Genomic DNA, 24,200 nt, shown 5'->3' with positions numbered 1-24,200 from the left:
AATTGCCGACCATGACCATTTCCAATTCCGTGCCGATCACTCCGGAACTCATTGCCGCGCACGGGCTGAAGCCCGACGAGTACCTGCGCATCCTCGACCTGGTCGGGCGCGAACCGAGCTTTACCGAACTCGGTATTTTTTCCGCGATGTGGAACGAGCATTGTTCCTATAAATCCTCGAAGAAGTGGCTGCGCACGCTGCCGACCACCGGGCCGCAAGTCATCCAGGGCCCGGGCGAGAATGCCGGCGTGGTCGACATCGGAGATGGCGACTGCGTCGTCTTCAAGATGGAGAGCCATAACCATCCCTCCTACATCGAGCCTTATCAGGGAGCGGCGACCGGCGTCGGCGGCATCCTGCGCGATGTCTTCACCATGGGCGCGCGGCCGATCGCGGCGATGAACGCGCTGCGCTTCGGTGCGCCGGACCATCCCAAAACCAGGCACCTCGTTGCCGGCGTCGTTTCCGGGGTCGGTGGCTACGGCAATTCCTTCGGTGTGCCGACGGTCGGCGGCGAGGTCAATTTCGACGCCCGCTACAATGGCAATATCCTGGTCAATGCGTTTGCCGCGGGCCTCGCGAAGACAGACGCAATCTTTCTGTCCGAGGCCAAGGGCGTCGGCCTTCCGGTCGTCTATCTCGGCGCCAAGACGGGGCGCGATGGTGTCGGCGGCGCCACCATGGCCTCGGCTGAGTTCGACGACAAGATCGACGAGAAGCGGCCCACCGTGCAGGTTGGCGATCCGTTCACCGAAAAATGCCTGCTCGAAGCCTGCCTCGAACTGATGGCGTCCGGCGCAGTTATCGCCATCCAGGACATGGGTGCCGCCGGCCTCACCTGCTCGGCAGTCGAAATGGGCGCCAAGGGCGACCTCGGCATCGAGCTCGATCTCGACAAGGTGCCGGTGCGTGAAGAGCGCATGAGCGCCTATGAGATGATGCTTTCGGAGAGCCAGGAGCGCATGCTGATGGTGCTGCGCCCCGAAAAGGAAAAACAGGCCGAGGCGATCTTCCACAAATGGGGCCTTGATTTTGCCATCGTCGGCAAGACCACCGACGATCTGCGCTTCCGCGTGCTGCACCAGGGCGACGAGGTCGCCAACCTGCCGATCAAGGATCTCGGCGACCAGGCGCCGGAATATGACCGTCCCTGGGTCGAGCCGAAGAAGCCGGCGCCATTGGCTGGCGATGCACCGCAAGCCGATGTGGCCGACGCACTGCTCAAGCTGCTGGGCGGCCCGGACCTTTCCTCGCGCCGCTGGGTGTGGGAGCAGTACGACACGCTGATCCAGGGCAATTCGCTGCAGCTTCCCGGCGGCGACGCCGGTGTCGTGCGCGTCGACGGTCATCCGACCAAGGCGCTCGCCTTTTCCTCCGACGTGACGCCGCGCTATTGCGAGGCCGACCCTTACGAGGGCGGCAAGCAGGCCGTTGCCGAATGCTGGCGCAATCTTACCGCCACCGGTGCTCTGCCGCTCGCTGCCACCGACAACCTCAATTTCGGCAATCCGGAACGGCCGGAGATCATGGGCCAGTTGGTTGGTGCCGTGAAAGGCATCGGCGATGCTTGCAGGGCGCTCGACTTCCCGATCGTCTCCGGCAACGTCTCCCTCTACAATGAGACCAACGGACAGGGCATCCTGCCGACTCCAACCATCGGTGGCGTCGGTCTGATTGCCGACTGGTCGAAAATGGTGCGGATCGGCTTTGCCGCCGAAGGCCAGATGATCGTGCTGGTCGGCGCACCGACCATGTGGGGCACGCATCTTGGCCAGTCCGCCTATATGCGCGACATCCATGGCCGCGCCGACGGCCAGCCGCCGCCGGTCGATCTCGGCCACGAGAAGCGGGTCGGCGACCATGTGCGGGCGCTGATCGCCTCCGGTGTCGTTACCGCGGCGCATGACGTTTCCGATGGCGGCATCGCGGTGGCGCTGGCCGAGATGGCGATGGCCTCCGGCATCGGCGCGACCATCCCCGGCCTGATCGGCACAGGCCCAATCCCGGTCTGGTTCGGCGAGGACCAGGGCCGTTATCTGCTGACGCTGTCGATCGACCCGCAGAGCGAGCAATGGGACGCCATTCGCGAACAGCAAAACAAGCTCGGCGTTTTTGCGCCGTGGATCGGCTCGACCGGCGGCAGCGAATTGAAGCTGGGTGAGGCGCGTGCCATACCGGTCAGCGAATTGACCGCCGCCCACGAATCCTGGTTCCCTCGCTTCATGGCAAATGAGGTCGTGGATCCGTGATGTGATCGAGCGGGGCCCTTTCTCTGTGGTTCGTCCGCCTTTTCGACCATATCTATGAGATCACGACCTGAACAAGGAATCCTCGCATGGCAATGGACGCCCACGACATCGAACGGCTGATCAAGGAAGGCATTCCGGACGCCAAGGTTACGATTCGCGACCTGGCCGGCGACGGCGACCATTATGCGGCCGAGGTTGTGGCCGAAAGTTTTCGCGGCAAAAGCCGCGTCCAGCAGCACCAGATGGTCTATGACGCGCTGAAGGGCAACATGGGCGGCGTGCTGCACGCGCTTGCCCTGCAGACCAGCGTGCCGGACTAATTCTACGCAAGCGGGAAGTCATGGCCAAAGGCGACAGCGATCCGGTTGCAGTGAGTGCCTATGCTTCCTTTGCCGAGCGCTATGATGCGCTGGCGCCGATCAAGCCGCACAACGCCCTCTATGAACGGCCGGCCTCGCTGGAGTTGCTGGGCGACGTGAAGGGTCTGAACATACTGGACGCCGGTTGCGGCTCCGGTATCTGCTCGGAAAAGCTGGCTCGCTCAGGTGCGCGGGTAAGTGCCTTCGACATTACGCCGGAAATGCTGGCTTTGGCACGTCAGCGCTGCGCTGGGCTCAATGTCGATATGCGGCTTGGCAATCTCGAAAGGGCTCTCGACTGGCTCGCGGATGGCAGTTTCGATCGCATACTTTGCTCGTTGGCGCTCGACTATGTCGAAAAACTGGGCCCGGTATTCGCTGAGTTTCATCGCGTCTCCTGCCCGGGCGGCTGGCTGGTGTTCTCTATGAGCCATCCAATGCGCGACTGGCAGGACACGCGCACGCGCGGGACGAAAACCTATTTTGAAACGAATCGCTGGGGCATGCATTGGGGAGGTTTTGGCGAACCAAATCCCTATGTTGAATCCTATCGTAGACCGCTCGGCGATATCCTCAATGGCCTTGCCGATACGGGCTGGACGCTCGACCGCTTCGTCGAGCCACTTCCCGCGCCTGAGATGGAAATGGTCGACCCCAGGCATTTTGCCGACCTGAGTTTGGCGCCTGCATTCATATGCGTGCGTGCGCACAAATAACCCTCCCTCACCTTTTCGCCGAAACGGCAATGATCGGCCCGGCCGGATAGTTTCCACCAACAATCATCCGCTCGCCGTTCGACAGCGCCGAAACGACGCCGTCGAAGAAGAGCGCGTTGGCGCAGTCGAGCCCATCGCGAAACAGCCGTGCAAAGCTGCCGAGGCTGACTTCAGAGCGCGAGATCGCCAGCACGACGGTGTTTTCGTCACGCATACCGACGCCGTTGCGGATATAGCGCGATGTGCCGTTCTGCTCGAAGCGGGGATGAAGCCGGCCGTCGATCACCAGCATCGGGCCGGATTGCGTGGCAAACATCACGTCCGGCCTGGCGGCGGCATAGGCGCTTGTCTCCATGACCGCCGCCTTGCCGTCCTTGCGGACCAGGAACACGCCGTTCGGTTTCAGGAAGAAATTGCCTTCGCTATCGGCGACGTTGATCGGCGCCTTCTCCCGGCCGTCTTCGACGAGAAGGCCGACCGGAGTCAGGTCTTGGTGATACATGCCGGCGTTCATGGCGAGCAGCACCGGGCGGCCCTGATCCGCCATCGCCTTGTCGAATTTGTCCAGTGAACCGAAAGCCTTGCCATCGAGGCCTGTGTGGAACACACCGACGTCATAGCGGCGCAGATCGATCTCGCAGATGACATAGGCGACCGCCTCGAAGCTCGCATCGCGGCACGGCGCCGGCAATTCACCGCCGACGACCAGCGGTGGCTCTCTCGGCGACTTGGCCCACCAGATCAAGATCAATGCGGCGACCAGAACGGCGAGGAGGAACCCGGCGGGATATCGTCTTTTCATCGCGCCTCGGGGAAGATGGTGGCCAACGGCTTGGCCCAAGATCGGACGTTCCTTTGCGCCATTTGCATGGCAAGGCGGCAAACATCTTGTTTCGCGCAATCCATGGGTTTATTTGAAGGGTAATGTTCGAGCCTGACTCCCACAGGCATGAAAGGGTTTTCCATGAGCGGCATCAACGACTACATCGACAATGAAGTGAAGGGCAACGACGTCGTTCTCTTCATGAAGGGCACGCCCGGCTTCCCGCAATGCGGATTTTCCGGCCAGGTCGTGCAGATCCTCGACTATATCGGCGCTGACTATAAAGGCGTCGACGTGCTGACGTCGGCCGAACTGCGGCAAGGCATCAAGGACTACTCCAACTGGCCGACCATCCCGCAGCTCTACGTCAAGGGCGAGTTCGTCGGCGGCTGCGACATCATCCGCGAGATGTTCCAGGCAGGCGAATTGCAGACCTTCCTCGTCGAAAAGGGTGTCAGCGTCAAAGGCGCCGCCTAACTTCTGTTTCTGCGTATGAGCTTCCGATTGCGATTTTCGGGGTTCATGCGCTAAGCGCCGGGGCAGCTTGGCAAAAAGTTCTGCCCGATATCGGGTAATCAACGAATGGATGCGTCGGCCAGCCGGCGCATTTTCGTTTGGGGATCGGACTGGCCGTGGATCAGCAAGCACAAGCGCAGCAAAAGGCAAGCACCTTGCCCATTCCGCGCTGGGAATTCATTGCGCTGTGCGCGGCGCTGATGGCGCTCAATTCGCTGGCCATCGACATTATTTTGCCGGCGCTGCAGCAGATCGGCGCTTCGCTTGGCGTCGAAAATGAAAACCACCGGCAATATGTGGTCACCGCCTATATCCTTGGCTTTGGCGGCGGACAGCTGTTCTTCGGGCCGATCTCGGACCGTTTCGGGCGCCGCGCGCCGCTTGTCGCAGGGCTGGTGATCTACGTCGTGGCGGCCGGCGCTGCGGCAATCGCCCCGTCATTCGCCACGCTTCTGCTATGCCGCACCGTGCAAGGCATCGGTGCGGCGGCGACGCGCGTCATTGCCGTCTCGATCGTGCGCGATACGTTCGACGGAAGGCGTATGGCCGAAGTCATGTCCTTGATCTTCATGGTGTTCATGGCCATTCCGGTGGTGGCGCCCGGTATCGGCCAGTTCATCATGCTGTTTGCGACCTGGCATGTGATCTTCGTCACCATGGCAGCCGGCGCGCTGATCGTGTCGGCCTGGTCGCTGCTGCGCCTGCCCGAGACACTGCACCCCGAATATCGCCGGCCGCTGACGCTGTCCTCCATCATCGGCGGCTTCCGCATCGTTCTCACCAACCGCATCGCGCTCTGCTACGCCTTCGCCAGCACCTTCATCTTCGGCGCCATGTTCGGCTTCATCGCCTCGGCCCAGCAGATCTATGTCAGCGTGTTCGATGTCGGCGAGATGTTCCCGGTCATCTTCGCGGGGGTTGCGGGCGTGCTTGCTTTTTCGAACTACCTCAACGCGCGCCTCGTCGGCCGTATCGGCATGCGCCGCCTGTCGCAAAGCGCGCTGCTGCTGTTTCTGGCCATCAGCCTTGCCTGGCTGGTCGTTTCCATCGAAATGAAGATGCCGCTCTGGCTCTTCATTACCTTCTTTGCCTGCGCCATGGTCCCGTTCGGCGCGCTCGGCGCGAACTTCAACGCGCTCGCCATGGAGCCGCTGGGGCACCTGGCCGGCACTGCGTCATCGATCCTTGGGTTCATGCAGACATTTCTTGGCGGCATTCTCGGCACGCTGATCGGCCAAGCCTTCAACGGCACGGTGACGCCGCTGGCCGCCGGGTTCTGCAGCGTGTCGGTGGCGGCGCTGCTGATGATCCTCATGGCCGAGCGCGGCAGACTATTCCAGCCGCATAACCCGCCGGTTTAATGCACATTGCCGGGCGCGCCTAGGATGCACCCTCACTGACCGCGGTGAAGCGAGGGAACAGCGTACGTCCTGCGATTGCTCCACCCATGCTGTCCGAAACGGGCAATGGAAGAGCCCTGTCGAGCGCCTCGAGGACGGAAGCCACGAAGGCCCGGTTGAGCGGACCATCGTCGCCTAGATGGGAGTAAGTGGCGCGCGGCTTGCCGATAAGCGTGCCGTTTCGGCGAATTGAGAACTGCAGCGTCAGGGTCATGCCCGCGGTTCCGGGCGGCGGCTCCCAGCAGGCGAAGATCGCGGAGAACATCTCGTCTATGGTGTCGACGGAGTCGGGGCTGCGACATGCGCGTTCCCCAGATCTTGCTTCATTGACACCGGCAACCAAGGCAAGGGCAAAGGCCGTTGCAACAATTGCGGACCGAGGTTTCATTCGAGGTCTCCGGTTTTTGCACAAGATTGGATAACTTTGGCAGCGAAGAGTTATTCCGCCCAGAGCTCGCGGCGCAGCTCTCGCCAGCTTTCCCGGTCCGGCGCGACCAGCAGGCCACCTCCGACATGCGATGGCAGATAGGCGCTGCCGTCGAAGCGCGCGGCATGGCCGCCGGCCTCCGCATGGATCAGCACGCCAGCCAGGTGATCCCAAGGCATCAGCTTGTTGTAGACGACGAAATGGCCGTGGCCGCTGGCCAGCAGGCGGTATTCGTGAGCGGCGCAGCGATAATTGAACTGCGACAGCGACTTGGTCTGGTTGCGCGCCAAACGTGAGCGGTCCGGCTCGGGCACATAGTGCCATGAGACCGCACCGGTCATTTCCGATATCGGCGCCGGTTTGGCGACATGGACCTTTTCCAGATTGCCATGGGCATGGCGGATATGGCTGCCGGCGCCACTAACGCCGATCAGCCAGTCCTTGCCGACGGGATCGTGGATGATGCCGGCGACGGTCTCGCCCTTGACCACGACGCCCAGCATGACGCCGAACAGCGGCACGCCGGAAGCGAAGTTGAAGGTGCCGTCGACCGGATCGATGACGAAGGCGAGATCGGCATCGCCGAGGCCCTCAAGCAGCGCCGGATTGTCGGAGCACGCCTCCTCGCCAACGATCATCGCCTGGGGGTAACGTTCGCGCAGCTTGACGGTGATCAGTCGCTCGGCGTTGACGTCGGCCTCCGTCACCAAATCGGCGACCGAAGTCTTCTGGCGAATGTCGCCCTCGTTCAGCCGGCGAAAACGCGGCATGATCTCGGCCTTGGCGACGTCGGACAGAAGTTCAGCGAGCCAGTCGATCGCGGTATCGTCAAATGTCATCGGCTTGCCTTGCGGTGAGGGTGTCGTTGAGGGCGGTAAAATCGAAGAGTTTGCGGTCGAGCAGATGCGAGGGCCTCACATTGGCCATGGCGCGGATCATCGTGTCCTTGCGGCCGGGCATGCGCTTTTCCAGATCGTCGAGCATCGCCTTCATGGCATTGCGCTGCAGGCCTTCCTGGCTGCCGCAGAGATCGCAGGGGATGATCGGGAACCTCATGGCGCCGGCGAATTTTTCGAGATCGACCTCGGCGCAATAGGCGAGCGGCCTGAGCACCATGACGTCGCCCTCGTCGTTGATGAGCTTTGGCGGCATGGCGGCGAGGCGTCCGCCATGGAACAGGTTCATGAAGAAGGTTTCGAGGATATCCTCGCGGTGGTGGCCGAGCACCAGGGCCGAACAGCCCTCCTCCCGCGCGATGCGGTAGAGATGGCCGCGCCTCAGCCGCGAGCAGAGCGAACAATAGGTGCTGCCCTCGGGGAGCTTGTCGGTGACCACCGAATAGGTGTCCTGATATTCGATGCGGTGCGGGATGCCATGGCTGTCGAGATAGTCGGGCAGGATGTGTTTGGGGAAGTTCGGCTGACCCTGGTCGAGATTGCAGGCCAGCAACTCGACCGGCAGCAGGCCGCGCCATTTGAGATCGAGCAGCAGAGCAAGCAGGCCGTAGGAATCCTTGCCGCCCGACAACGCCACCAGCCAGCGAGCGCCGGGCCTTGCCATCGCGAAATCGTCGATCGCCTGACGGGTAAGCCGCAGCAGCCGCTTGCGCAGCTTGTTGAACTCGACAGAAGACGGCACATCGGCAAACAGCGGATGAAAGCCGCCTTCGGCATCGGCAACCGGTTCGAGTGTTTCTGGCAGCATGTTCATGGCGCGTCGGCCCCAAAATCCTTGTTGCCGCCCGGAGTAGCGCATCGGCCTGAAAATCGAAATCGATTTTCGGATGCCTAAAAGAAAAGGCCGCCTCGACGGGCGGCCTTCGATGGTGTCGCAGACGAAGAAATCGATCAGCGCGAATAGAATTCGACGACCAGGTTCGGTTCCATCTGTACGGCGAACGGAACGTCGGCCAGGCCGGGGATGCGCGTGAAGCTCGCGGTCATCTTGTTGTGGTCGGCTTCGATGTAATCCGGGACATCGCGTTCGGCCAGGCCCACCGATTCGAGGACGATCACCAGCTGCTTCGACTTCTCGCGCACTTCGATGATGTCGCCCGGCTTGCAGCGGTACGAGCCGATGTTGACGCGCTTGCCGTTGACATTGACGTGGCCGTGATTGACGAACTGGCGCGCCGCAAAGATTGTCGGCACGAACTTGGCGCGGTAGACGACCGCGTCGAGACGCGATTCGAGCAGGCCGATCAGGTTCTCCGAGGTGTCGCCCTTGCGGCGGTCCGCCTCTTCATAGACCTTGCGGAACTGCTTCTCCGAAACGTCGCCATAGTGGCCCTTCAGCTTCTGCTTGGCGCGCAGCTGCAGGCCGAAATCGGAAAGCTTGCCCTTGCGGCGCTGGCCATGCTGGCCGGGGCCGTATTCACGCTTGTTGACCGGGGACTTCGGGCGGCCCCAGATGTTTTCGCCGAGACGGCGGTCGATCTTGTACTTCGCGGATTCGCGCTTGCTCATCGCATTCCCTTTCAAAACAACACACCCGGAGCCTCATGGTCCGGGTGAAGGAAACGCGCCCTCCTCTGGCCTCCGTTTTCGAGACCTGACAGGGTTTTCCACGCAACGCGACGGAAAACCCACGGGACACGTCATTTCAAACAAGACATAGGGAAAGTAAAACCGGCTTCCCAAACGCCTTGCACATAAAGAAAACCACCGGGCATTGCGGCCCGGTGTTGGTGGGCTGGTTAAACGGAGATTTAACCGCTGTCAAGCTTCTGGCTGGCGCGAATCGCCGAAGCGGGTAGTGTTATGGTTGTAGAACGTGCCGGATGTGGCGGGAGGTTGCGCCAGCGGCATCAGGAAGCGACTGAAGTCAGAGGAGCTGAAATTCGCATGAAGAAGTTCTTCCTTACGTTGGTAGGTGCCGCGGTGATGGCCGGCACGATGGCGGTCGCGCCCGAGCCGGCGCAGGCCCGGCATTGGCATGGGCACAGGCATCACCAGGTCTGCCGCATCGTGGTCAAGAAGAAAGTGGTATGGCGCCACGGTCATCGCAAGGTCATCCGCTACAAAGTGCGGCGCTGCGGTTGGGGCTGGAACTGGTAATTTTTCGCCCTCGCCCGTTGAGACTTCAGGGCCCGCGGCTCAGCCGCGGGCCTTTTGTTGACCGGCATCGCCAGAATGGTCAGTCGATCAGTGTTTCGACTTCTTTTCCGGCAGGCCCTTGCGCTTGGTCTCGGCGAATTCCTCGAGCTGTTTTTCGCTCATGGATTTATACATTCCCTTCGACGCGCCTTTGAGCGCGCCCTTCTTGGTCTCGCCGCGCTTGGCTGACAATGCCGCGCCGGCCGCTTTCTGCTGGGCTTTTGAGGTGGCTGGCATGATGGTTTCTCCCGTTTCCAATGAGAGGAAAACGCATTGTCTGGTGCGATGTTCCCAAAGCGACAATTGCCTGCGGTCAGGATATCGCCAGGCCAAATCCCTGCATCAGCCGGCGCGTCGGAAAATCGGCGCTGTTCGAGGTGAAGAACGCAAGGTCGGCGCCCTCCGGCAGCGCCTCTCTGCGATAACCGGCCTCGGTGTCCGCCAGCAGCGAAAGCGCCCGGCGTGCGATAGCCTCGGCCGGGTCCAACCAGTCGACCGGCCAAGGTGCTGTCTTGCGCATGCGGTTGGCCAAAAAAGGATAATGGGTGCAGGCAAGCACGACGATGTCTGTGCGCAACCCGTCATGCTCGACGAAGCACGGCGCGATCTCGGAGCGCACGGCGTCCTCGTCGACAAAACCGTCGCGCATATAGGCTTCGGCCAATCCAGCCAGCCTGTCGCTGCCGACCAGGCGGACGTGGCATTTCTGCGCCCATTTGCTGATCAGATCGCGCGTGTACTGGCGCTTGACGGTGCCGGGCGTCGCCAGCACCGAGACCAGACCTGAGCGCGTGCGTTCCGCCGCCGGCTTGATGGCCGGCACGGTGCCGACGAAAGGGTGGCCGGGAAACCTCTCGCGCAAGGCATCGATGACCAGTGTCGAGGCGGTGTTGCAGGCGATGACCGAAATGGCCGGCGAAAACCGGTCGAGCAGCCTGGCGAACAACTCCAGGATATGTGTTCTCAGCGCCGGCTCCTCCCAGGCGCCGAAGGGGAACGCCGCGTCGTCGGCGACATAGATGAAGCGGCGATCAGGCATCAGGACGCGCGCCTCACGCAGCACGGTGAGGCCGCCAATGCCGGAATCGAACATCAGGATCGGACGGGCGCTCGATGGATCGGTCATTGTCATTGAGTCACTAAGGGCTGGGAATCACTGAAGGCTGGGGAATCACAAACGAGATCACGAGAGAAGGCCGGCCCAAGCATTTTGCTTCGGCCAATGATGCATTATCCCGGATGCTTCTATGTGGAGCCATCGTGGCCTTGATGCGGCAGCCGCTCACACAAGGCCGCGCTTGCCGAAGCCGCCTGCCCGCGGCCGGCCGGTCGCCGGAGATACAGGTTGAGATGCAGGGTGGCTCGACGGCACCGGTGCGGCCCGCATGGCGTAGGGCGGAGCCTGGGCGGTGACGCCGGCGGCCGACGCTGAATGGAGCGCCGCGGTGCCGCGCAGCGGCCCGGGTGGGTCGAAATCGTCGAAACTCAGGGATGACGCCATATCCGAAGAGCCGCCACCCGCCGGCCTGGCCGCCAAGATGACGGCCCACAGCCCGACAAGAGCTAATCCCAGCAGGTTAAGGCCGGAATGCGAATCTTCGCCGTCGAATTTTACGACAAGAACAATGCCGGCCTGCAGGATCGCGAACAGCGTCGAGAACACGATATACGACCAAAGGATCCAACCCGACCCTTGCGCGTCGCGGCTTCGACGCCAGGCGAAATTCGCGCGGAATAGAACGATCACCAGCGAGGCGACGAGAACGGCCGCGGCCAGTCCTTCCCTGGAAGGACCAGGTTGCGAATTGGCCAAGCCCTCGATGCCGATGGTCCACAAGACGCACAGCACAAAGGTCACGATTTCCGCGACCAGCAGAGCCACGGAATAGAAGAAAAAGCGAAGACGACCGATATTTGAGCTAAACATCCCAGAATCCATCGTTTTGAAAATCATGGATCAAACCAAATAAAATTCGGTTACTGGTGAGGTATGGGAAGTTCCGAGGCTAGTCTTTGCCTTTCGCCCTCGCAGCGCGTGCTGCGGCCGCCGGGAGCCGCCTTGGATCGTCGCCGGGCGATCCGTCGCCGCGCGGCATGGCCGGCGAGAACCTGTCCAGCGATGATATTATTCCGCGCAGCACCTTGAGCTCCGGCTCGGCGAAGCCGGGGCGGGTCAGCACGGCGCGCAAATTGTCGACCATCTTCGGCTTCTTCGCTGCCGGGCGGAAATAACCGCGCGCCTCCAGTGCACCTTCCAGATACGCAAACAGGCCGTGCAATTCTTCCTTGGCAGCAGGCGGCATTTCGGGGCCGGAGAAGTTGGTTTTGGTCTCGTCTTCCAGGCCGGACTTCATCCATTCATAGGACATCAGCAGGGCCGCCTGGGCGATGTTGAGCGAGGAGAAGGCTGGATCGACGGGGAAGGTGACGATCTCGTCGGCAAGGCCGACCTCGTCATTATAGAGGCCGAAGCGCTCGCGGCCGAACAGGATGCCGGTGCGCAGGCCGGCCCGCTGCCGCGCCCGCAGCGCCCTGCCCGCCTCGACCGGGCCGCGCACCGGCTTGAAATTGTCGCGCGCGCGCGCCGTGGTGGCGAAGACGAAGTTCAAATCGGCAACCGCCGAGGCGAGGTCATCGAACACCGTGACGGCATCGATGACGTGGTCGGCGCGGCTTGCGGCGGCACGCGCCTTCTCGTTCGGCCAGCCGTCGCGCGGATTGACGAGCCGCAGCTCGGCAAGGCCGAAATTGGCCATGGCGCGCGCGACCATTCCGATATTCTCGCCGAGCTGCGGCTCGACCAGGATGATCGCCGGTCCGGACGCAGGCGTTCCGGAGGCAAGAGGGATATCGGGATCCTGGGTAGCGGCCATGATTGTCAATGAACTGCTGTTTGCGGCATTTCGCAGTCCCCTGCCACATTTGGCGGCGAAAATGAAGCTTTCGCAAGGAATGCCGTCACTGCGGCGCGGTTCGCCGTTTGCGCGGCCAAAAAGCCTTTGATATACGGGCCGCATCCCAGGGCCGGCAGCCGTGCGGGCAAGGCCGTTCCGTTCCCCAAAAGCGAGGCATTCTTTCCATGGCGAAGATCAAGGTGGCGAACCCGGTCGTCGAACTCGACGGCGACGAGATGACCCGCATCATCTGGCAGTTCATCAAGGACAAGCTGATCCACCCTTATCTCGACCTCAAGCTCGAATATTACGACCTCGGCATCGAGCACCGCGACGCCACCAACGACCAGGTGACCATCGATTCGGCCAACGCCATCAAGAAATACGGCGTCGGCGTGAAATGCGCGACGATCACGCCCGACGAGCAGCGCGTCGAGGAATTCAAGCTGAAGAAGATGTGGAAGTCGCCGAATGGCACCATCCGCAACATTCTCGGCGGCACCATTTTTCGCGAGCCGATCATCATGAAAAACGTGCCGCGGCTGGTGCCCGGCTGGACCAAGCCGATCATCGTCGGCCGCCACGCCTTCGGCGACCAGTACCGCGCCACCGACTTCCGCTTCCCCGGTAAGGGCAAGCTGACGATCAAATTCGTCGGCGAGGACGGCCAGGTGATCGAGCACGACGTCTTCGATGCACCCGGCGCCGGCGTCGCCATGGCCATGTACAATCTCGACGAGTCGATTCGCGAATTCGCCCGCGCCTCGCTGAACTATGGCCTGCTGCGCAATTACCCCGTCTACCTCTCGACCAAGAACACCATCCTCAAAGCCTATGACGGCCGCTTCAAGGACATCTTCCAGGAGGTCTACGAGGCGGAGTTCGAAGCCGAATTCAAGGCGAAGAAGCTCTGGTACGAGCACCGGCTGATCGACGACATGGTGGCCTCCAGCCTGAAATGGTCGGGCGGCTATGTCTGGGCCTGCAAGAATTATGACGGCGACGTGCAGTCCGACACGGTGGCGCAAGGCTTCGGCTCGCTCGGCCTGATGACCTCGGTGCTGATGACGCCGGACGGCAAGACCGTCGAGGCGGAAGCCGCGCACGGCACCGTTACCCGCCACTATCGCCAGCACCAGAAGGGCGAGGAGACCTCGACCAATTCGATCGCCTCGATCTTCGCCTGGACGCGCGGCCTCGCGCATCGCGCCAAGCTCGACGACAATGCCGAACTGAAGCGCTTTGCCGAGACCCTGGAAAAGGTCTGCATCCAGACGGTCGAGTCCGGCTTCATGACCAAGGACTTGTCGCTGCTGATCGGCCCCGACCAGCCATGGCTTTCGACCACCGGCTTCCTCGACAAGATCGACGAGAATTTGCAGAAGGCGATGGCCTGAGCCCAACCCACATGGGCAAGCCCGTCGTCTACGGCGCGGACTACAGCGTCTATGTGCGCATCGTCCGGCTGGTATTGGAGGAAAAGGGCGTCGGCTACGAGCTCGTTCCCGTCGACATCTTTGCGGCGGACGGCATTCCCGGCTGGTACTTCGAGCACCAGCCGTTCGGCCGCATCCCGGCCTTCGAGCATGACGGCTTTCGCCTCTACGAGACCGGCGCGATTGCCCGTTATGTCGACGAAGCCTTTGACGGCCCGGCGCTGCAGCCGGCCGGAGCCCGGCCTCGAGCACGCATGAACCAGATCACCGGCCTGCTCGATGCCTACGCCTACAGGGCCATGGTCTGGGATGTGGCGGTCGAGCGGCTGGAAAAAACGCCGCCCGACGAAGCCGTGATCGCCAACGGTTTGCGGCAGGCGAGAACAACGCTGCAGGCGCTCTCTTCGCTGAAAGCCGAAGGGCCTTGGCTGTTGGGGACGGACCTGACGCTGGCCGACCTGCACGCCGCGCCAATCATCGGCTATTTCGTCAAGGTGGCCGAGGGGCGAAAATTGCTGGCCGAGTTTGCCGATATTCGGGATTGGTATGCGCGCATCACTCAACGCGCGAGTTTTGCGAAAACCGAAAAGGCAGGGTGAGGAGACAAGCGTTCGGCAATAGGCCCCTCTGGTGACTAGCGAAAGCCGAAGTGACATCCAATCTCCCCCCTTGCGGGGGAGATGTCCGGCAGGACAGAGGGGGGTATGAAGGATCGCCAACCTTCGACTGATCCTTCCAACTGGGAACGGCCTGAGAACATGGCTCCGATTGGGCTGGCAAGCCGGAGGGACAGCACCCCCCTCTGCCCTGCCGGGCATCTCCCCCGCAAGGGGGGAGATCGGCAGCTTCGCCGAAGGCGACCCACTGCGAAATACCGCTCAATCGGGAAGGTAGACCTCCGCCTTCATGAAGGTCCTCGCACGGCCTGTGATCAGCACGCGATCTCCGGCCAGCTCGCATAGCAAATGCCCGCCGCGCTGCGAGCATTGGAATGCCGACAGATGCGTCTTGCCGAGCTTTTCAGCCCAGTACGGCACCAGCGTCGCATGAATGGAGCCGGTTACCGGATCCTCGGGAATGCCTGCTCCGGGCACGAAGTAACGGGAGACGAAATCGTGGACTCGCCCAGGCGCGGTAATGACCAGGCCGAGAGGATGAAAACGTCCGATCCTGAGCAGATCGGGAACGAAAGATCGCACGGTTGTCTCGTCGGCAAGCTCGACAAACAGGTTCTCGAAATTGCGGAAGCTCGCAACCGGCCGCTGAGGCAATATTGTTTGCAGCGCCGAGTTCAGCTCTTCCTCGATGGGCTGCGGCGGAAAACACGGCAGATCGAGCTGATAGGTCCCTTCCCGCCGGGAAACCCGCAGCTCGCCCACCCGGGTGGCGAAGGCCATTTCGCCCTGACCATTGTATTCGGTAGCCAGCACATGGGCGGCCGCAAGAGTGGCATGGCCGCAGAAGTCGACTTCATGGACCGGCGTGAACCAGCGCAAATCCCACCCTTTGCCATTCGGCCGCACGAACGCCGTTTCAGCAAGATTGTTTTCGTTGGCAATGGCCTGCATTACCTCCTCCGACAGCCACTCCTCCAGAAGGAGAACGGCGGCAGGGTTGCCCTGGAAGGCCCGTTCGGCAAAGGCATCGACCTGATACATCGTCAGCGTCGGCATATCGGCCCTCAAAGATCTCCGCTGGGCGGCGCGCCAGTTCGGCCGTGCCGCCCCGGTGCAGGTTCACGCCGCTTCGAGAGCCGCTTTCACCGCAGCGATCGCGTCTTCGGCCTTCGAGGCGTCCGGCCCGCCGGCCTGAGCCATATCGGGTCGGCCGCCGCCGCCCTGCCCGCCCAATGCCGCGGACGCGACGCGCACCAGATCGATGGCGCTGAAGCGGCCGGTCAGATCATCGGTGACGGCGACGACGACGCTCGCCTTGTTGTCCTCGCCGGCGCCGACAAAGACGACGATGCCGGAGCCGAGCGACTTCTTGCCGGCATCGGCCAGCGGCTTCAGATCCTTTGGCGAGACGCCCGATACCGCCTTGCCGAGAAAACCGACACCGGCAATGGTTTCGTTTTCCGCAGGCACACCGGCTGGCGAGCGATCGCCGAGCGCCAGCTTCTTGCGCGCCTCGGTCAGCTCCTTTTCGAGCTTCTTGCGCTCGTCGAGCAGCGCCTCGACGCGGGCCGGCACATCCGCCGGCGAAATCTTCAGCGCGGCGGCGGCTGCCTTCAGCCGCTTGTCCTGTTCGTCGAGATGCTTTCTGGCCGCCTCGCCGGTCAACGCCTCGATGCGGCGCACGCCGGCAGCGACCGCACTGTCGGATACGATGCGCACCAGACCGATATCGCCGGTTGCCCTGACATGGGTGCCGCCGCATAGCTCGACCGAATAGGGCCGGTTGGCCTTGGCGCCATGCAAGCCCGTGCCCATCGAAACGACGCGCACTTCGTCGCCATATTTCTCGCCAAACAGCGCCATGGCGCCTTCGGCAATGGCGTCGTCGACCGACATCAGGCGCGTGGTTACAGGGCTATTCTGAACGACGATCTCGTTTGCCATGCGCTCGACCTCTTCGAGCTCGTCCGGCGAGATCGGCTTGTTGTGCGAAATGTCGAAGCGCAGACGCTCGGGCGCGACCAGCGAGCCCTTCTGCGCGACATGCGTACCCAGCACCTCGCGCAGCGCCTCATGGATCAGATGCGTGGCGGAATGGTTCGCGCGCAGCCTGGAGCGACGCGCGTGGTCCACCTTCAGCTCGACGGTCGCACCCGTCTTGACGGTGCCGTTGGCCACCTTGCCGAGATGGACGAAAAGCCCATCGGCCTTCTTTTGGGTATCGGATATCTCGATCGAGAACCCGTCGCCCGAAATGACGCCGGTATCGCCCATCTGGCCACCGGACTCGCCATAGAACGGCGTCTGGTTGACAACCACGGCAACGGCGTCGCCCTTGCCGGCACTGTCGACGGTCTTGCCGTCCCTGACCAGCGCCTGGATGAGGCCTTCCGCCTGCTCGGTCTCATAACCCAGGAATTCGGTGGCGCCGTTCTCCTCACGCACCGCGAACCATACCGTCTCGGTTGCGGCCTCACCGGAACCAGCCCAGCTTTTGCGCGCCTCCGCCTTCTGCCGCTCCATCGCCTCGGTGAAGCCGGCAAGGTTGACCGAGATGTTGCGCTGGCGCAGCGCATCCTGCGTCAGATCGAGCGGAAAGCCATAGGTGTCGTAGAGCTTGAACGCTGTTTCGCCATCCAGCATGTCGCCGGAGGCCAGCTTTTCCGTCGCCTCCGAAAGCAAGCCCAAGCCGCGCACCAGCGTCTTGCGGAAACGAGTTTCCTCAAGCTTCAGCGTCTCGGTGATCATCTGTTCGCCGCGCACCAGTTCCGGGTAGGCTTGGCCCATCTCGCGCACCAGCGCCGGCACCAGGCGCCACATCAGCGGATCGCGGGCGCCGAGCAACTGCGCGTGGCGCATGGCACGGCGCATGATGCGGCGAAGCACATAGCCGCGGCCTTCGTTGGACGGCAGCACGCCGTCGGCGACCAGGAAGCAGGACGAACGCAAATGGTCGGCGATGACGCGGAACGATGCGACGGTGTCCGCATCCGGACCTTTGCCAAGCGCCGACGATGCAGCGTCGATCAGGTGGCGGAACAGGTCGGTTTCGAAGACGCTTTCAACCCCTTGCAAGATAGAGGCCATGCGCTCGAGGCCCATGCCCGTGTCGATGGACGGACGCGGCAGGTCGACGCGCTCGTCCTTCGTCACCTGTTCGTACTGCATGAACACCAGGTTCCAGAATTCAAGGAAACGGTCGCCATCCTCCTCGGGGCTGCCGGGGGGGCCGCCCCAGATGTGCTCGCCACGGTCGATGAATATCTCCGAACACGGCCCGCAAGGTCCGGTGTCACCCATTGCCCAGAAGTTGTCCGAAGTCGCGATGCGGATGATGCGATCGTCCGAAAGGCCGGCGATCTTCTTCCAGTACGAGGCCGCCTCGTCGTCGGTGTGGTAGACGGTGACCAGCAGCTTGTCCTTCTTCAGCCCGAACTCCCTGGTGATCAGGTTCCAGGCAAGCTCTATGGCCCGCTCCTTGAAATAGTCGCCGAAGGAGAAATTGCCGAGCATCTCGAAAAAGGTCAGGTGGCGCGCGGTGTAGCCGACATTGTCGAGGTCGTTGTGCTTGCCGCCGGCGCGAACGCTCTTCTGGGCGGTCGTGGCGCGCGAATAGGGCCGCTTCTCCAGACCGGTGAAAACGTTCTTGAACTGCACCATGCCGGCGTTGGTGAACATAAGCGTCGGATCGTTGCGCGGCACCAGCGGGCTCGACGCGACGACCTCGTGACCTTCCTTGCGAAAATAGTCGAGAAATGCCGACCGGATCTCGTTGACGCCACTCATGAATACTGCCTTTTCGAGAGAACCGCCGGCTGCCGGCGGAAAATAGACATGGCCTTTTAGCGGTCGCACCGCAGCCTGTCCAGAAACACCAAATGGGCTAAAATCCCGGCTTTCACCAGCGCTTTGAAACGCGTCTGCCCCGCCGTCAAACGCGAACCGCCGGCACGGAGCCGGCGGTTCGAAACGCATCGATTACACAAACTCAGAATCAAAACATCAAATCCAAACCTGTCTGATGCTCCGCGAGATGTCGCTTGCCCTACATCACCCCGGCGTCGTCCTCGAAACCGTCGTCGCTGCTTTCGGAGCCGCCGTTCTCGAGGAATTTCTCGGCGATCAGCCCGGCATTCTGCCGCAGCGCCAGCTCGATCTCGCGCGCCGTGTCGGGATTGTCGCGCAGGAACAGTTTTGCGTTTTCGCGGCCCTGGCCAAGACGCTGCGAATTATAGGAGAACCAGGCGCCCGACTTTTCGACCACGCCCGCCTTGACGCCGAGATCGACCAGCTCGCCGGTCTTGGAGACGCCCTCGCCATACATGATGTCGAACTCAACCACCTTGAAGGGCGGCGCCAGCTTGTTCTTGACCACTTTGACGCGGGTCTGGTTGCCGACGACCTCGTCGCGATCCTTGACCGAGCCGATGCGGCGGATGTCGAGGCGGACCGAGGCATAGAATTTCAACGCATTGCCGCCGGTCGTCGTCTCGGGCGAACCGAACATGACGCCGATCTTCATGCGGATCTGATTGATGAAGATGACCATGGTGTTGGAGCGCGAGATCGAGGCGGTGAGCTTGCGCAGTGCCTGGCTCATCAGGCGGGCCTGCAGGCCGGGCAGCGAATCGCCCATCTCGCCTTCGATTTCCGCCCGCGGCGTCAACGCCGCCACCGAATCGACCACCAGCACGTCGATGGCGCCGGACCGCACCAGCGTGTCGCAGATTTCTAGCGCCTGCTCGCCGGTATCGGGCTGCGAGATCAGCAGGTTTTCGAGATCGACGCCGAGCTTGCGGGCATAGACCGGGTCGAGCGCGTGCTCGGCATCGACGAAGGCGCAGATGCCGCCCTTCTTCTGGGCTTCGGCCACCGTGTGCAGCGCCAGCGTCGTCTTGCCCGAGCTTTCCGGCCCGTAGATCTCGACGATGCGGCCGCGCGGCAGGCCGCCGACGCCAAGCGCGATGTCCAGCCCAAGCGAGCCGGTCGGCACCGTTTCGATCTCGACGACCTGCTCGTTCGCGCCGAGCCGCATGATCGAGCCCTTGCCGAAGGCACGCTCGATTTGCGACAGCGCCGCATCCAGAGCCTTTGATTTGTCCACCGCTTTGTCCTCTACAAGCCGCAAAGAATTCTGAGCCATGATACATCACCCCGTGGTCGTCAATGGAGGCCGGACAATCCCGCAATCCCTAAAAGGAATGTACCTCATTTGTTCTCATTTGTCAATGAGCGCCAAGGGTTTGAAAAATAACGCACATTCATATTTGTTCTATTTTTGTTTCGCAATTTTGCTTCCGGATGTATCCCGCCTCGCATGCGGCGCCGTTGCCGTCACCAACCGAATCGGAGCCGCGATTGCAGGGTTCCGCCCGGCGACCTAGTCTCCTCCCGGGCAACAGCAAGGGGCATTTGCCGGCATGATGAACTCCCCGACGATCCTGGCCGTGGGCGGCGCCTATATCGAGCGGCGCGGCCGGGTTGCCGGCGCCTTCGTGCCGGCCGCTTCCAACGCCGGCACGATGCGCGAGCATGTCGGCGGTGCCGTCTTCAATGCCTTGCGCTGGGCGGTGCGGCGCGGCGCCTCGGCCTCGCTGCTTTCGGTGCGCGGCGGCGATGCCCTTGGCGACAAGGTTTTGCGCGCCGTCGCCGAGGCCGGCATTGCCGATTTGTCGGCGGTTTTTCTCGACCGGGCAACGCCAAGCCATACGATGCTGGTCGATAGCGACGGCGCGCTGATCGCCGGGCTTGCCGACATGGTGCTATACGAGCTGGCGCTTCCCAAGCAGATCCGCCGCGCCAAGGTGCGGGAAGCGATCGGTTCGGCCGACGCGGTGCTGTGCGATGCCAACCTGCCGTCTTCCGCGCTGGAGCGGCTGGCGGCACTCGCCGCCGGCAAGCCGGTGTTTGCGCTTGCGGTCTCGCCCAGCAAAGCGGCGCGGCTGACGCCAGTGCTCGACCGTCTGGCCGTGGCGTTCATGAACCGGCACGAGGCCGGCGTGCTTGCCGGCACCGATATCGATGCTGGCGATCAAGGCATCGTCGACGGCCTGAGACGCGCCGGCCTGAAAAGCGGCGTGATCACTGCCGGCGACGGACCGGTGCTCGGTTTCGACCAAACCGGCGCGTTCTCGATCTCGCCACCGCCGCTACAGAAGCGGACCGATGCTGCCGGCGCCGGCGACGCATTGGCCGGTGCGACGATCGCCGCCCTGCTGCGCGGCCTGACGCTGCGCGCAGCGCTACGGGAAGGCGTTGCCGCCGCGATGCTCGCCGTCGAGAGCGCCGCCTTCACCAGCGCCAGCTTTGCCGAGGCGCTGGCGCTCGTGCCCGAGGCGCGCGAACTGGCGTGAAATGCGGCCCGGACTTGCCGAAGCATGACGCAGCCTATTTGCCGGCGCGCCGTCCTGCCTCGTAGGCACGCCGCGCCCAGATCGCCATCTCGTCGGGATCGTCGAACGCGCTGTCGGGAACGCTCCAATAGGGCATCGACACGAGCTTGCCGTGGCGCGAGCCGGTATAAGTCCATTGCCGGCAGCCGGCCGCTTCGAAATCCGGGGCGCTTTCCGCGTCGGCCTTCAGCATCAGTTCGCCACGGATGACGATGGCGACGATGACGCCGTCGAAATAGATGCCCTTGCCGCCGAACAGCTTGCGGATGCTGACCGGGCCGAGGCCTTCGAAAAGCTCTTCTATGCGCTCGTTGTCCATGCGGCGATCATGTCACCAGGATTTCCCCTTGTCATCGACGCAACCGGCACCATTCTGACAAGTTCAGAATCAATTTCGTCGGAGTTTTTTCATGCCGCTTCTGCTCAAGGGGTCCTGCCGGTGCAATGCCGTGCGTTTCGAGGTGGAAAGCCACACGCCGGTGCCGTTCATGCTGTGCTATTGCTCGATCTGCCGCAAGCAGCAGGGCGGTGGCGGTTTCGCCATCAATCTCGGCGCCGATTACGAGACGCTGAAAATCCAGGGCAAGCGCGATCTCGGCGTCTACCGCGCCGAGATCGAGGACGACGAGCACCCGCAACGCGAGATCTCGACGGGCGAACGGAATTTCTGCACGAAATGCGGGACGGCGCTCTGGCTCTACGATCCGACCTGGCCGGAGCTGGTGCATCCGTTTGCCTCGGCGATCGACACCGACCTGCCGAAGCCGCCGGAGAAGGTGCATCTGATGCTGAAATACAAGGCGAACTGGGTCGAGCCGGATATCGGCAAGGGCGACAAGGTTTTCGATGTCTACCCGGAGGAGTCGATCGCAGACTGGCACAAGCGAACGGGGATGTGGGTGGATTAGCGTTCTTCTCCCCGTTTACGGCAGAGCTATCGCATATGGACAAGCGCCCCCTCACCCGGATTGCCAACCGAATTGCGAAGGGCAATTCGGGGCAATCAGACCTCTCCCCGAGGGGAGAGGAAGTCGCCAGCGCTGGCGCCAGCCTCTTCTCCCCATCGCGGAGAAGGTGGCCCGAAGGGCCGGATGAGGGGGCTCTCCGTATGCGATTGCCGCCGGGAACGGCGAAGGAAAATCAAGCCGAAGCGCGTGCTTCGGCCAGTGCCTTCAGATCAGCCGGCTTCAGCTCGACCGATTCGCCGCAGCCGCAGGCCGAACTCTGGTTCGGGTTGCGGAAGGTGAAGCCGGTGCGCAGCGTCGTCTGCTCGAAGTCCATCTCGGTGCCGAACAGGAAAAGCGCTGCCTCCGGCGCGACATAGACGTGGGCGCCGTCGCGCTCGATATGATCGTCTTTGGTGTTGGGTTCGGTCACCAGATCGACCGTATATTCCATGCCGGCGCAGCCGCCCTTCTTGATGCCAAGGCGAATGCCGTGCGCATTCTCACGGGTCGCGACTATCTCGCGCACCCGGTCGGCGGCCTTTTCGGTCATCGTGATGACGGCGAAGCGTCCCATCTTTTTCCTTCTCCATTGCGCGCAGGTTCAAGGCCTGCCGAATGATTCCTCACCTAAAATGGTGAAGTTTTGTACCCGGCGCAAGTGCGTCAGCCTCTGGCTGGTCGGATGCTAGTACCACCCAACCGCCACCTGCGCCTCTTCCGACATACGGTCGGGCGACCAGGGGGGATCGAAGGTCATGTTGACCTCGACGCCGGAGACGCCTTCGACGGCACCGACGGCATTCTCCACCCAGCCCGGCATTTCGCCGGCCACCGGGCAGCCCGGCGCGGTCAACGTCATGTCGATCTTGACCGAGCGGTCGTCCTCGATGTCGATCTTGTAGACGAGGCCGAGTTCGTAGATGTCGGCCGGGATTTCGGGGTCATAGACCGTCTTCAGCGCCGAGACGATGTCGTCGGTCAGCCGGGCCAGTTCGTCGGCGGGAATCGTCGATCCGGAAACCGCCGCATTGGTCGTCGTTTCCGAAGCGGTCTCGGCGGTGTGGCTGGCATCATCCATGATCGTCACCCGAAGAACTTTCGCGCCTTTTCCAGCGCATCGGCCAAAGCATCGACTTCGGCCCTGGTATTGTACATGCCGAACGATGCCCTGCATGTGGATGTTACGCCGAAGCGTTTCAACAGCGGCTGGGCGCAATGCGTGCCGGCGCGGACCGCCACGCCCTGCCTGTCGATGACCATCGACACGTCATGGGCGTGGATGCCCTGCAGCTCGAACGAGATGATGGCGCCCTTGCCGGGCGCATCGCCGAAGATGCGCAGTGAATTGATGGCGCGCAATTTTTGATGTGCATAATCCTTCAGATCGGCCTCATGCGCGGCGATGCGCTCGCGGCCGATCTTTTCCATGTATTCCAGCGCAGCACCAAGCCCGATCGCCTGGACGATCGGCGGCGTGCCGGCCTCGAAACGGTGCGGCGGGTCGTTGTAGGTGACGATGTCTTGCGTCACCTCCTCGATCATTTCGCCGCCGCCCATGAACGGGCGCATGCGCTCCAGAATGTCCTTCTTGCCGTAGAGCACGCCGATGCCCGACGGGCCGTAGACCTTGTGGCCGGTGAAGACGAAGAAATCGCAGTCGAGATCCTGCACGTCGATCGGCATATGCACGGCGCTCTGGCTGCCGTCGACCAGCACCGGAATGCCGCGGGCGTGCGCGATGCGCACGATCTCCTTGATCGGCGTCACCGTGCCCAGCGCATTCGACATATGGGTGATGGCAACCAGCTTTGTCCGGTCTGTCAGCCGCTTTTCGAATTCCTCGATGTGGAAGACGCCGAGATCATCGACCGGCACCCATACCAGCTTGGCGCCCTGCCGCTCACGGATGAAATGCCACGGCACGATGTTGGAGTGGTGCTCCATGATCGAAAGCACGATCTCGTCGCCTTCGCCGATATTGGGCATGCCGAAGCCGTAGGCGACCGTGTTGATCGCCGCCGTGGTGTTCGAGGTGAAGACGATGTTGTCGGTGCTCGGTGCGTTCAGAAACCTCTGCACTATCTTGCGCGCGTTCTCATAGGCGTCGGTCGCCGCATTCGACAGGAAATGCAGGCCGCGATGGACGTTGGCATATTCCTGGGAATAGGCGTGCTGGATAGCGTCGAGCACGGCCTGCGGCTTCTGCGCCGAGGCGCCATTGTCGAGATAGACCAGCGGTTTGCCGTAGACCTGCCGCGACAGGATCGGGAAGTCGCGGCGGATCGCCTCGACGTCGTAGGGGATGTTTTCGACTTTCTGGTCCATCGTC

General features: G+C 62.5%; 26 protein-coding genes. 10 read left to right on the top strand and 16 right to left on the bottom strand.

The window, feature by feature from the left end; all coding sequences use genetic code 11:
* The first annotated feature begins 11 nt into the window (after positions 1 to 11).
* The 3 genes from purL to NKH21_RS14860 all read left to right on the top strand — a co-directional run bounded on the left by purL (position 12) and on the right by NKH21_RS14860 (position 3,324).
* On the top strand, positions 12 to 2,249 hold the full coding sequence (purL, locus tag NKH21_RS14870) for a phosphoribosylformylglycinamidine synthase subunit PurL (RefSeq protein WP_352865915.1): 2,238 nt from the start codon (positions 12 to 14) through the stop codon (positions 2,247 to 2,249).
* 86 nt (positions 2,250 to 2,335) lie between these two features.
* Positions 2,336 to 2,569 (top strand): BolA/IbaG family iron-sulfur metabolism protein, encoded by a 234-nt coding sequence (locus NKH21_RS14865; RefSeq protein ID WP_023674714.1) that lies wholly within the window; start codon positions 2,336 to 2,338, stop codon positions 2,567 to 2,569.
* A 20-nt stretch (positions 2,570 to 2,589) separates the two neighbouring features.
* On the top strand, positions 2,590 to 3,324 hold the full coding sequence (locus NKH21_RS14860) for a class I SAM-dependent methyltransferase (protein ID WP_352865787.1): 735 nt from the start codon (positions 2,590 to 2,592) through the stop codon (positions 3,322 to 3,324).
* A gap of 7 nt (positions 3,325 to 3,331) precedes the next feature.
* Here the strand turns inward: NKH21_RS14860 and NKH21_RS14855 are convergent, their stop codons facing one another.
* The gene (locus NKH21_RS14855) at positions 3,332 to 4,126 is read right to left on the bottom strand and encodes a phosphodiester glycosidase family protein (protein ID WP_352865785.1); all 795 of its coding nucleotides are present in this window, start codon (positions 4,124 to 4,126) and stop codon (positions 3,332 to 3,334) included.
* A gap of 162 nt (positions 4,127 to 4,288) precedes the next feature.
* Here NKH21_RS14855 and grxD point away from each other — a divergent pair, with 162 nt between their 5' ends.
* Both grxD and NKH21_RS14845 read left to right on the top strand, forming a co-directional pair.
* Positions 4,289 to 4,624 carry a Grx4 family monothiol glutaredoxin gene (grxD, locus tag NKH21_RS14850; RefSeq protein WP_023674712.1) on the top strand — a complete coding sequence of 112 codons (336 nt, stop codon included), beginning with the start codon at positions 4,289 to 4,291 and terminating at the stop codon, positions 4,622 to 4,624.
* Between the two features lie 200 nt (positions 4,625 to 4,824).
* The gene (locus NKH21_RS14845; RefSeq protein WP_502911895.1) at positions 4,825 to 6,024 is read left to right on the top strand and encodes a multidrug effflux MFS transporter; all 1,200 of its coding nucleotides are present in this window, start codon (positions 4,825 to 4,827) and stop codon (positions 6,022 to 6,024) included.
* A gap of 19 nt (positions 6,025 to 6,043) precedes the next feature.
* Here NKH21_RS14845 and NKH21_RS14840 read toward each other — a convergent pair whose 3' ends face one another.
* The 4 genes from NKH21_RS14840 to rpsD form a co-directional block, all read right to left on the bottom strand.
* A complete protein-coding gene (locus NKH21_RS14840; protein WP_352865780.1) occupies positions 6,044 to 6,451 on the bottom strand; it encodes a UCP034077 family protein in 408 nt (135 codons plus the stop codon).
* A gap of 50 nt (positions 6,452 to 6,501) precedes the next feature.
* Positions 6,502 to 7,329: an inositol monophosphatase family protein gene (locus NKH21_RS14835; RefSeq protein WP_352662567.1), complete on the bottom strand. Its 828-nt coding sequence runs from the start codon at positions 7,327 to 7,329 to the stop codon at positions 6,502 to 6,504.
* Positions 7,319 to 8,200 carry a tRNA 2-thiocytidine(32) synthetase TtcA gene (gene ttcA, locus NKH21_RS14830; protein WP_352662570.1) on the bottom strand — a complete coding sequence of 294 codons (882 nt, stop codon included), beginning with the start codon at positions 8,198 to 8,200 and terminating at the stop codon, positions 7,319 to 7,321. Before ttcA ends, NKH21_RS14835 begins: the two co-directional genes overlap by 11 nt.
* Positions 8,201 to 8,337: 137 nt before the next feature.
* Positions 8,338 to 8,955 carry a 30S ribosomal protein S4 gene (gene rpsD, locus NKH21_RS14825; protein ID WP_352865777.1) on the bottom strand — a complete coding sequence of 206 codons (618 nt, stop codon included), beginning with the start codon at positions 8,953 to 8,955 and terminating at the stop codon, positions 8,338 to 8,340.
* A gap of 378 nt (positions 8,956 to 9,333) precedes the next feature.
* On the opposite strand from rpsD, the gene NKH21_RS14820 reads away from it, so the two are divergent.
* A complete protein-coding gene (locus NKH21_RS14820) occupies positions 9,334 to 9,546 on the top strand; it encodes a hypothetical protein (RefSeq protein ID WP_023674706.1) in 213 nt (70 codons plus the stop codon).
* An 87-nt stretch (positions 9,547 to 9,633) separates the two neighbouring features.
* Here NKH21_RS14820 and NKH21_RS14815 read toward each other — a convergent pair whose 3' ends face one another.
* The 4 genes from NKH21_RS14815 to NKH21_RS14800 form a co-directional block, all read right to left on the bottom strand.
* A complete protein-coding gene (locus tag NKH21_RS14815; RefSeq protein ID WP_023674705.1) occupies positions 9,634 to 9,822 on the bottom strand; it encodes a DUF3008 family protein in 189 nt (62 codons plus the stop codon).
* 76 nt (positions 9,823 to 9,898) lie between these two features.
* Positions 9,899 to 10,711, bottom strand: coding sequence for a glutamate racemase (gene murI / locus NKH21_RS14810; RefSeq protein WP_352865774.1), 813 nt, complete (start codon positions 10,709 to 10,711; stop codon positions 9,899 to 9,901).
* A 156-nt stretch (positions 10,712 to 10,867) separates the two neighbouring features.
* Positions 10,868 to 11,512 (bottom strand): DUF805 domain-containing protein, encoded by a 645-nt coding sequence (locus tag NKH21_RS14805; protein WP_352865771.1) that lies wholly within the window; start codon positions 11,510 to 11,512, stop codon positions 10,868 to 10,870.
* Between the two features lie 79 nt (positions 11,513 to 11,591).
* Entirely contained in the window at positions 11,592 to 12,458 is an 867-nt protein-coding gene (locus NKH21_RS14800; RefSeq protein ID WP_352865769.1) for an RNA methyltransferase, read from the bottom strand.
* A 206-nt stretch (positions 12,459 to 12,664) separates the two neighbouring features.
* Here NKH21_RS14800 and NKH21_RS14795 point away from each other — a divergent pair, with 206 nt between their 5' ends.
* Both NKH21_RS14795 and NKH21_RS14790 read left to right on the top strand, forming a co-directional pair.
* The gene (locus tag NKH21_RS14795; protein ID WP_096445278.1) at positions 12,665 to 13,876 is read left to right on the top strand and encodes an NADP-dependent isocitrate dehydrogenase; all 1,212 of its coding nucleotides are present in this window, start codon (positions 12,665 to 12,667) and stop codon (positions 13,874 to 13,876) included.
* A gap of 11 nt (positions 13,877 to 13,887) precedes the next feature.
* Complete coding sequence (locus NKH21_RS14790) at positions 13,888 to 14,514, top strand: glutathione S-transferase family protein (protein ID WP_352865766.1); 627 nt, start codon at positions 13,888 to 13,890, stop codon at positions 14,512 to 14,514.
* Positions 14,515 to 14,793: 279 nt separating this feature from the next.
* On the opposite strand, the gene NKH21_RS14785 is transcribed toward NKH21_RS14790, so the two are convergent.
* The 3 genes from NKH21_RS14785 to recA all read right to left on the bottom strand — a co-directional run bounded on the left by NKH21_RS14785 (position 14,794) and on the right by recA (position 19,675).
* Entirely contained in the window at positions 14,794 to 15,588 is a 795-nt protein-coding gene (locus NKH21_RS14785; RefSeq protein WP_352662585.1) for a PhzF family phenazine biosynthesis protein, read from the bottom strand.
* A 63-nt stretch (positions 15,589 to 15,651) separates the two neighbouring features.
* Positions 15,652 to 18,318: an alanine--tRNA ligase gene (alaS, locus tag NKH21_RS14780; RefSeq protein ID WP_352865913.1), complete on the bottom strand. Its 2,667-nt coding sequence runs from the start codon at positions 18,316 to 18,318 to the stop codon at positions 15,652 to 15,654.
* A gap of 259 nt (positions 18,319 to 18,577) precedes the next feature.
* The gene (recA, locus tag NKH21_RS14775) at positions 18,578 to 19,675 is read right to left on the bottom strand and encodes a recombinase RecA (RefSeq protein ID WP_023674696.1); all 1,098 of its coding nucleotides are present in this window, start codon (positions 19,673 to 19,675) and stop codon (positions 18,578 to 18,580) included.
* Between the two features lie 277 nt (positions 19,676 to 19,952).
* Here recA and NKH21_RS14770 point away from each other — a divergent pair, with 277 nt between their 5' ends.
* On the top strand, positions 19,953 to 20,885 hold the full coding sequence (locus NKH21_RS14770) for a PfkB family carbohydrate kinase (RefSeq protein WP_352865762.1): 933 nt from the start codon (positions 19,953 to 19,955) through the stop codon (positions 20,883 to 20,885).
* 34 nt (positions 20,886 to 20,919) lie between these two features.
* Here NKH21_RS14770 and NKH21_RS14765 read toward each other — a convergent pair whose 3' ends face one another.
* Positions 20,920 to 21,243: a TfoX/Sxy family protein gene (locus NKH21_RS14765; protein WP_023717364.1), complete on the bottom strand. Its 324-nt coding sequence runs from the start codon at positions 21,241 to 21,243 to the stop codon at positions 20,920 to 20,922.
* Positions 21,244 to 21,334: 91 nt separating this feature from the next.
* Here NKH21_RS14765 and NKH21_RS14760 point away from each other — a divergent pair, with 91 nt between their 5' ends.
* Entirely contained in the window at positions 21,335 to 21,832 is a 498-nt protein-coding gene (locus NKH21_RS14760; RefSeq protein ID WP_352865759.1) for a GFA family protein, read from the top strand.
* Between the two features lie 232 nt (positions 21,833 to 22,064).
* Here NKH21_RS14760 and sufA read toward each other — a convergent pair whose 3' ends face one another.
* The 3 genes from sufA to NKH21_RS14745 form a co-directional block, all read right to left on the bottom strand.
* The gene (gene sufA / locus NKH21_RS14755; protein WP_006206001.1) at positions 22,065 to 22,445 is read right to left on the bottom strand and encodes a Fe-S cluster assembly scaffold SufA; all 381 of its coding nucleotides are present in this window, start codon (positions 22,443 to 22,445) and stop codon (positions 22,065 to 22,067) included.
* A gap of 111 nt (positions 22,446 to 22,556) precedes the next feature.
* Positions 22,557 to 22,949 carry an SUF system Fe-S cluster assembly protein gene (locus tag NKH21_RS14750; RefSeq protein WP_292663164.1) on the bottom strand — a complete coding sequence of 131 codons (393 nt, stop codon included), beginning with the start codon at positions 22,947 to 22,949 and terminating at the stop codon, positions 22,557 to 22,559.
* Between the two features lie 5 nt (positions 22,950 to 22,954).
* Positions 22,955 to 24,196 carry a cysteine desulfurase gene (locus tag NKH21_RS14745; RefSeq protein ID WP_352474718.1) on the bottom strand — a complete coding sequence of 414 codons (1,242 nt, stop codon included), beginning with the start codon at positions 24,194 to 24,196 and terminating at the stop codon, positions 22,955 to 22,957.
* Positions 24,197 to 24,200 lie beyond the last annotated feature (4 nt).

It is taken from the genome of Mesorhizobium sp. M1329 (assembly GCF_040318035.1).
In the GTDB taxonomy this organism is placed as follows: Bacteria; Pseudomonadota; Alphaproteobacteria; order Rhizobiales; family Rhizobiaceae; genus Mesorhizobium.
The sequence above is the reverse complement of the archived record's forward strand: the minus strand, read 5'-3'. Positions and strand labels throughout refer to the sequence as shown.

Coding starts and splice junctions, on each gene's coding strand:
- NKH21_RS14855 (WP_352865785.1), bottom strand. CDS start 4,126: ATGAAAAGACGATATCCCGCCGGGTTCCTCCTCGCCGTTCTGGTCGCC.
- NKH21_RS14795 (WP_096445278.1), top strand. CDS start 12,665: ATGGCGAAGATCAAGGTGGCGAACCCGGTCGTCGAACTCGACGGCGAC.
- NKH21_RS14820 (WP_023674706.1), top strand. CDS start 9,334: ATGAAGAAGTTCTTCCTTACGTTGGTAGGTGCCGCGGTGATGGCCGGC.
- NKH21_RS14805 (WP_352865771.1), bottom strand. CDS start 11,512: ATGTTTAGCTCAAATATCGGTCGTCTTCGCTTTTTCTTCTATTCCGTG.
- NKH21_RS14790 (WP_352865766.1), top strand. CDS start 13,888: ATGGGCAAGCCCGTCGTCTACGGCGCGGACTACAGCGTCTATGTGCGC.
- NKH21_RS14800 (WP_352865769.1), bottom strand. CDS start 12,458: ATGGCCGCTACCCAGGATCCCGATATCCCTCTTGCCTCCGGAACGCCT.
- NKH21_RS14750 (WP_292663164.1), bottom strand. CDS start 22,949: ATGGATGATGCCAGCCACACCGCCGAGACCGCTTCGGAAACGACGACC.
- NKH21_RS14745 (WP_352474718.1), bottom strand. CDS start 24,196: ATGGACCAGAAAGTCGAAAACATCCCCTACGACGTCGAGGCGATCCGC.
- sufA (WP_006206001.1), bottom strand. CDS start 22,445: ATGGGACGCTTCGCCGTCATCACGATGACCGAAAAGGCCGCCGACCGG.
- rpsD (WP_352865777.1), bottom strand. CDS start 8,955: ATGAGCAAGCGCGAATCCGCGAAGTACAAGATCGACCGCCGTCTCGGC.
- recA (WP_023674696.1), bottom strand. CDS start 19,675: ATGGCTCAGAATTCTTTGCGGCTTGTAGAGGACAAAGCGGTGGACAAA.
- NKH21_RS14785 (WP_352662585.1), bottom strand. CDS start 15,588: ATGCCGACGCTGACGATGTATCAGGTCGATGCCTTTGCCGAACGGGCC.
- purL (WP_352865915.1), top strand. CDS start 12: ATGACCATTTCCAATTCCGTGCCGATCACTCCGGAACTCATTGCCGCG.
- ttcA (WP_352662570.1), bottom strand. CDS start 8,200: ATGAACATGCTGCCAGAAACACTCGAACCGGTTGCCGATGCCGAAGGC.
- grxD (WP_023674712.1), top strand. CDS start 4,289: ATGAGCGGCATCAACGACTACATCGACAATGAAGTGAAGGGCAACGAC.
- NKH21_RS14860 (WP_352865787.1), top strand. CDS start 2,590: ATGGCCAAAGGCGACAGCGATCCGGTTGCAGTGAGTGCCTATGCTTCC.
- NKH21_RS14760 (WP_352865759.1), top strand. CDS start 21,335: ATGCCGCTTCTGCTCAAGGGGTCCTGCCGGTGCAATGCCGTGCGTTTC.
- NKH21_RS14865 (WP_023674714.1), top strand. CDS start 2,336: ATGGCAATGGACGCCCACGACATCGAACGGCTGATCAAGGAAGGCATT.
- NKH21_RS14765 (WP_023717364.1), bottom strand. CDS start 21,243: ATGGACAACGAGCGCATAGAAGAGCTTTTCGAAGGCCTCGGCCCGGTC.
- NKH21_RS14770 (WP_352865762.1), top strand. CDS start 19,953: ATGATGAACTCCCCGACGATCCTGGCCGTGGGCGGCGCCTATATCGAG.
- murI (WP_352865774.1), bottom strand. CDS start 10,711: ATGACCGATCCATCGAGCGCCCGTCCGATCCTGATGTTCGATTCCGGC.
- NKH21_RS14835 (WP_352662567.1), bottom strand. CDS start 7,329: ATGACATTTGACGATACCGCGATCGACTGGCTCGCTGAACTTCTGTCC.
- NKH21_RS14815 (WP_023674705.1), bottom strand. CDS start 9,822: ATGCCAGCCACCTCAAAAGCCCAGCAGAAAGCGGCCGGCGCGGCATTG.
- NKH21_RS14840 (WP_352865780.1), bottom strand. CDS start 6,451: ATGAAACCTCGGTCCGCAATTGTTGCAACGGCCTTTGCCCTTGCCTTG.
- alaS (WP_352865913.1), bottom strand. CDS start 18,318: ATGAGTGGCGTCAACGAGATCCGGTCGGCATTTCTCGACTATTTTCGC.